Origin of the sequence: Mesorhizobium sp. M7A.F.Ca.ET.027.03.2.1 (assembly GCF_003999175.1) — a bacterium.
Taxonomy (GTDB): domain Bacteria; phylum Pseudomonadota; class Alphaproteobacteria; order Rhizobiales; family Rhizobiaceae; genus Mesorhizobium.
Genome location: NZ_RZOM01000474.1, coordinates 1 through 4523, shown reverse-complemented (window position 1 = coordinate 4523; position 4523 = coordinate 1). Strand labels below are relative to the sequence as shown.

The window sequence follows — 4523 nt, the reverse complement described above, 5'->3', positions numbered from 1 at the left end:
GTCTTCGACATGTCACCGTCTAGCCGAACGCCGGTTGAGGTTGCCGCACCTCCCATGTCGATCAGCGTATCAGCCGACACGACTGTTTCGTCGGCGGCACTGTAAACGCCAAAGGCGCCGCCTTGTGTGATCCCGTAGACCCGGCCGGCACCAATCCGGACGCCTCTCGACGTTGTCTGCCCGGCCGGCGTCTCGACATAGATGCCCTGGTGCGTCGCCTGGATGTCGAACGACAGTAGCCGGAGATCTTCGATATGGTGACCGGTGCCGGCGCGGATGCCTTGCTGAACCCCTTCCGTCACCAGGCTCCGCACTTCGATATCTTTGGCGCCTCGCAGTACGAGGCCATAGAGGCCATTTTTCGACTTGGCGGCAATTCGAAGCTTCTTGTACTTCAGGACGGACCCGGCGGGCGTAGCGCTGCGCGTAAAGGCCACGGCGGCACCAGTCTGCGTGCCGCCGAGCTGCGTCCAGTCGATATCGACCTCAATATCCGAGACCGGCCAATCATCGTCACTTTCCGCGTCGAAGCCGTTCAAGTACGCGCTGACATGAGCGCGGCTCACAAACACATGGCTGGTACCGGAGGCGTCATCGTTGATGGTGAATACATTTCGGCCGGTGTCGCCACGAGCGTCATCGATATAGATCCAGCTCGAATCCTGGATTCGGTAATGGTCCCCTTGCGTGCCGGTAATGTTGCCGTGCTCGATCGTCACCCCAGAGGCGAGATTGATCAGGAAAACGCCAAACCCGTTGGATGCCGCCACGTGGTCCCAGGAGCCCGCCACCTTCGGCGCGATGATCCGGTTATCGCCCTTCAGGTTGAAGAGGTGGGTTGCATCTTCAGTCCGTTGCAACAGCGCCTTGTCGTCAAACTCGACCGTCAGGCCCTGTGGAATGTCGATATTACCGGCCAAGGAGAACGTACCGGCCGGAATGATCAGGCGACCTTGTCCCGCGGCGGCGATGGCGTTGACGATCGCCGTTCGGTTGTTGCCGGCCGTGGTATCGGCGCCGGCGGCGCGAATGTTGATCTCTTTCGACCGTGGCGCGTTGACGATATCGAACCCGGCAACTGCACCACCCTGCAGCGTGATCGCCAGGCCACCAGCGCCGGCCGATGTGGTGCCGTTCTTCTTGTACAGCGCCTGCCCGTCACCGACCGCCGCGTAACCGGCAGTGCGGATGTAGTCTGGCGGGAGGACAGGCGAGAAGGCTTCAGCCGCTGCCTTGGTCGCGAACTGCGGATCAAGGACCGTCGACATGGCGCCGGTCACAAGATCGAGGATTGCCTGTGCGGCCTCTCGCAGGTCGTCGACAGCGTCATCCGATAAATAGAAGCTGATCACGATATTGTCGGTCCCGATCACTGGATTGTCGGTCTGAAATGCGAACACCTTTCCCGAATTCGCGGTGCCATTTTGAACATGCACCGTCGTTCCCTTCTGCATAGTGCGGGTCGATTGCGCGTCGGCCGCCCGGTACCAATAGCCCTCGCTCGCGGTGTAGATGCCGTTTATTCGGGCGTCGGTCTGGTCCTTGACGAGCACTCGATCGCCGACGGCGGTCGGTACGCCGTCGATCGTTTTCAGGCCCATGAAGCGAGCCACGCCATTGACCTGGACCGTGTCGATGTTCGCCGTGGTGGCAAGGCGCACTGGCTCGCGTTCACCAGTCAAAAGTCGAACTGCGGCAGTAGCGGGCTGACCCATATGTGCTGTTCTCCGTTAAGGCTCTCGCCGGGGCGAGGCTTGAAAAAAGTTGGATCTTGACGTTCAGTGCGCGGCTATGCGCAAAAGGGGCGCGCCCATGAGCCAATACGGACCGAAGCCCTCCAGATCGAAGCTGCTTTGGTGGTCGATCACGGAATTCAACTGGGGCAACTACGCCCTAGCCGGATTTCTGGTTTTTATGGTTTTCCTGTTGATCTCAGCCGCCACCGGCATCATGCCGACCAAGTGGGGCGAAGGGGTCGAATGTTCCAAGGGAATGAGCGTGCTCGACAGTTGCGAGCAGTGACGCCTACTGCACCATCTTGTGAAGCTGCTGCCTCACGCCGGCATCTTCGAGACCAAACCCACCCTCAATGATCCACCGCCAGTATGGCAGCGTCAGGAACGGGATCATCTTTGTTGCCCGGTCGACGTCGGCCGGCGCCAGGTCGGGATTGGTCGACGGATCTCCATCGGTCAGCGTAGATAGCGTGCGGCCGCCAACGCCCAGCAGTTGCGCCGCATCGGTGCCAAGCTGAAACGAGGGGCCGAGGATAGCGCCGAATGCGTCGCGGTTCGCATAGCGGGAAGCTTGCTGCCGCATGTCGGCGTTTGGATTGACCTTTTTGCCTAGGACCGAAGCCAAGGTGTAGATGCCCGGCGCACCGAGCTTTTCCCAAGTGCTGTTCACCTCAAACGCCATCTGGAAAATGCCGGCGCGATCCAGTCCTTCAGCCAGCCAGGTGCCAGGATTGGTCGACAGAACACGTTGATCGCCACCGGCTTCAATCTGCTTCGTCATGTAGGTCAGCATGCCGAAGGTCGTCATAGCGACTGTGCCGGTGATGAACGAGCCCGGACCTTCCTGCAACCCGCGCATCAGCACGCGCTGATTGGAAGCTAGGGCAAAGCTCTTGAATTGGATGAGCGCACGCCCAGCAGGAGTGTGAGCGAACAAGGGCACATCGGCCACCGACTTCGTGACGATGGTCGAATCCGTATCCTTGTTCACTGCCGCAGCGAATGCACGAACAGCCTCGTCGTCCGTCCAGCGCTCCAGGCCGGGAATGTGCACGTTTCCCTGCACGTCACCGAAGTCGTTGAACTGCCTGGCGATGCGATCAGCCATGTCGGTGTTGATGCCGAGAAAGCCCATGTACCGGCGTTCAGCCGCGGACAGCGCGCCATAGTCCTTGCTCTGCACGTTCAGCAGCACCCGGTTCTGGATGAGCACCGAAGCAATGGACTTGTGCATATCATTCCAGAACGGCAGCAGGGTCATCTTCGAGAAGACGTTTGCCGCATTGTCGACGAAGCGTTCGAACGGCGAGTTATGCGCGTATGGATCAGCAAGCTCTGCCATGGTTGCCAGGCGAGATTGCAGCGAACGTTCTGTCACCGAGCCCAAAAGCTTCGAATCTTTGAGCGCCAGTTTAATGGCTGCCAGGTTCGTGATGAGCGGGGCGATGCCTTCGCTCATGTAGCGGCCCATACCGTGCACCATCGCCGGCCGCACTGCATCCGACAGCGACGACACCACCACGCCGCCGAGTTGCCTCATGAAATTGAAGGTGCCGGCGACGCGGAGAACACGTGCGAAATTCGTGTGCTGGGCATCCACCTTGAATTGTCCGCGCAGCAGATCCCGGATCGCTGCAGCGTCCTCGATGTCGCTTTTCTCGCTATTCTTCAGCGCGTCGAGTGCCTTGGTCTTGGCCGCATCGTCCAACTCGGTCGACGCCTGCACGGCTTCGCGCATCCGCAGATATTCGGCTGTAACCCGGCCAAGCTGGCTTTTCAGGGTCGGCTTGCCTTCACCTCCGAGACGCTTGTCCATTTTCGTCAGTTCGACGTCGGCCGCCATGACGCGAGCATAGCGCCGGCCGATCAGTTCGATGTCGTGCTCAAGGAAGTCCTCGATCAACTCGTCGGGAATGTTGAACGTGCGTTCCTTCAGAGGGCCGCGAGACGACATCGTCATGTCGTAGGACGGCATCCCTTGGTTCGCGCGGCCGGTGAGCTGCGAGAAGATGTCGTCGACAATGCCCTTCACATAGTCGGCGCGATCCTCCGGCGAAACGAATTCGGGAATCTCCTGCTTCACCTTGGGAACCATCGGCTCCAGCTTGTCGGCCTTCACCTTCAATCCTCCGATCTCAGCCCGTAGCCGGTCCAGATCGACCGACTTGGCGGCGAGTTCGTCCAGAATTTCCGGGTTGCCGCCGCCTTCCGCATCCAGGCGCTTGATCGCCTCGACCCGCTTGCTCAGCGACCGCTCTTTGAGCTTGCCTTTGAACAGATCGCGCTTTGTCGTCGCATAGTCCACCACAAGCGAAACGCGCGGCGAAGAGTTCGCAATATCGCTTACCGCTTCGAGTTCGGCTTCGAGCTTGTCGACCTCCTCGCTCAGGCTCTTGGCCTCGATGGCGGTAATATCGCGCTCATTGATAATGGCGTCGGTTGTGCGATCGAATTCCTCCATCTCCTGCTCAAAGCGCGAAATGCGCGTGTCGAGCCCGTCCGTGTTCCGCTCAGCGGCCAGCACGCGGCCGATATGGTCGCGAACGTCCTTCACCGTGGCATTGGGAGGCAGGCCAACGCGATCCAGCCATTCGGCCGCCGTCTGGTCAAGATTGTCGGCCGCCGCCGCTGCTGCCTCCTCCTCTGCCGTGCGAAGCGGGTTGCCAGCCAGTTCCGACCGAATTGCATCCATGACTGATCGCGGCTCGACGTAGCCGTTGCCATCCTGTGGGAGATTGGCGAACATCTCATCTTCGGCATGGACGAAGTTATCGACATCGCCAATGC

Annotated in this window: 3 protein-coding genes; 1 reads left to right on the top strand and 2 read right to left on the bottom strand. The window is 60.1% G+C overall.

Features of this window, described 5'->3' with window-relative positions; genetic code table 11:
* Positions 1 to 1661: hypothetical protein (locus tag EN750_RS20055; RefSeq protein ID WP_210212756.1), on the bottom strand; the 1661-nt coding region annotated here is incomplete at its 3' end.
* Positions 1662 to 1812: 151 nt separating this feature from the next.
* On the opposite strand from EN750_RS20055, the gene EN750_RS20050 reads away from it, so the two are divergent.
* The gene (locus tag EN750_RS20050; RefSeq protein ID WP_127397436.1) at positions 1813 to 2022 is read left to right on the top strand and encodes a hypothetical protein; all 210 of its coding nucleotides are present in this window, start codon (positions 1813 to 1815) and stop codon (positions 2020 to 2022) included.
* Positions 2023 to 2025: 3 nt separating this feature from the next.
* On the opposite strand, the gene EN750_RS20045 is transcribed toward EN750_RS20050, so the two are convergent.
* Positions 2026 to 4260 (bottom strand): hypothetical protein, encoded by a 2235-nt coding sequence (locus tag EN750_RS20045; protein WP_127397435.1) that lies wholly within the window; start codon positions 4258 to 4260, stop codon positions 2026 to 2028.
* Positions 4261 to 4523: the final 263 nt, after the last annotated feature.

Bases quoted from the DNA above. Each gene is read 5' to 3' on its own strand.
- EN750_RS20050 (WP_127397436.1), top strand. From the start codon at position 1,813: ATGAGCCAATACGGACCGAAGCCCTCCAGATCGAAGCTGCTTTGGTGG.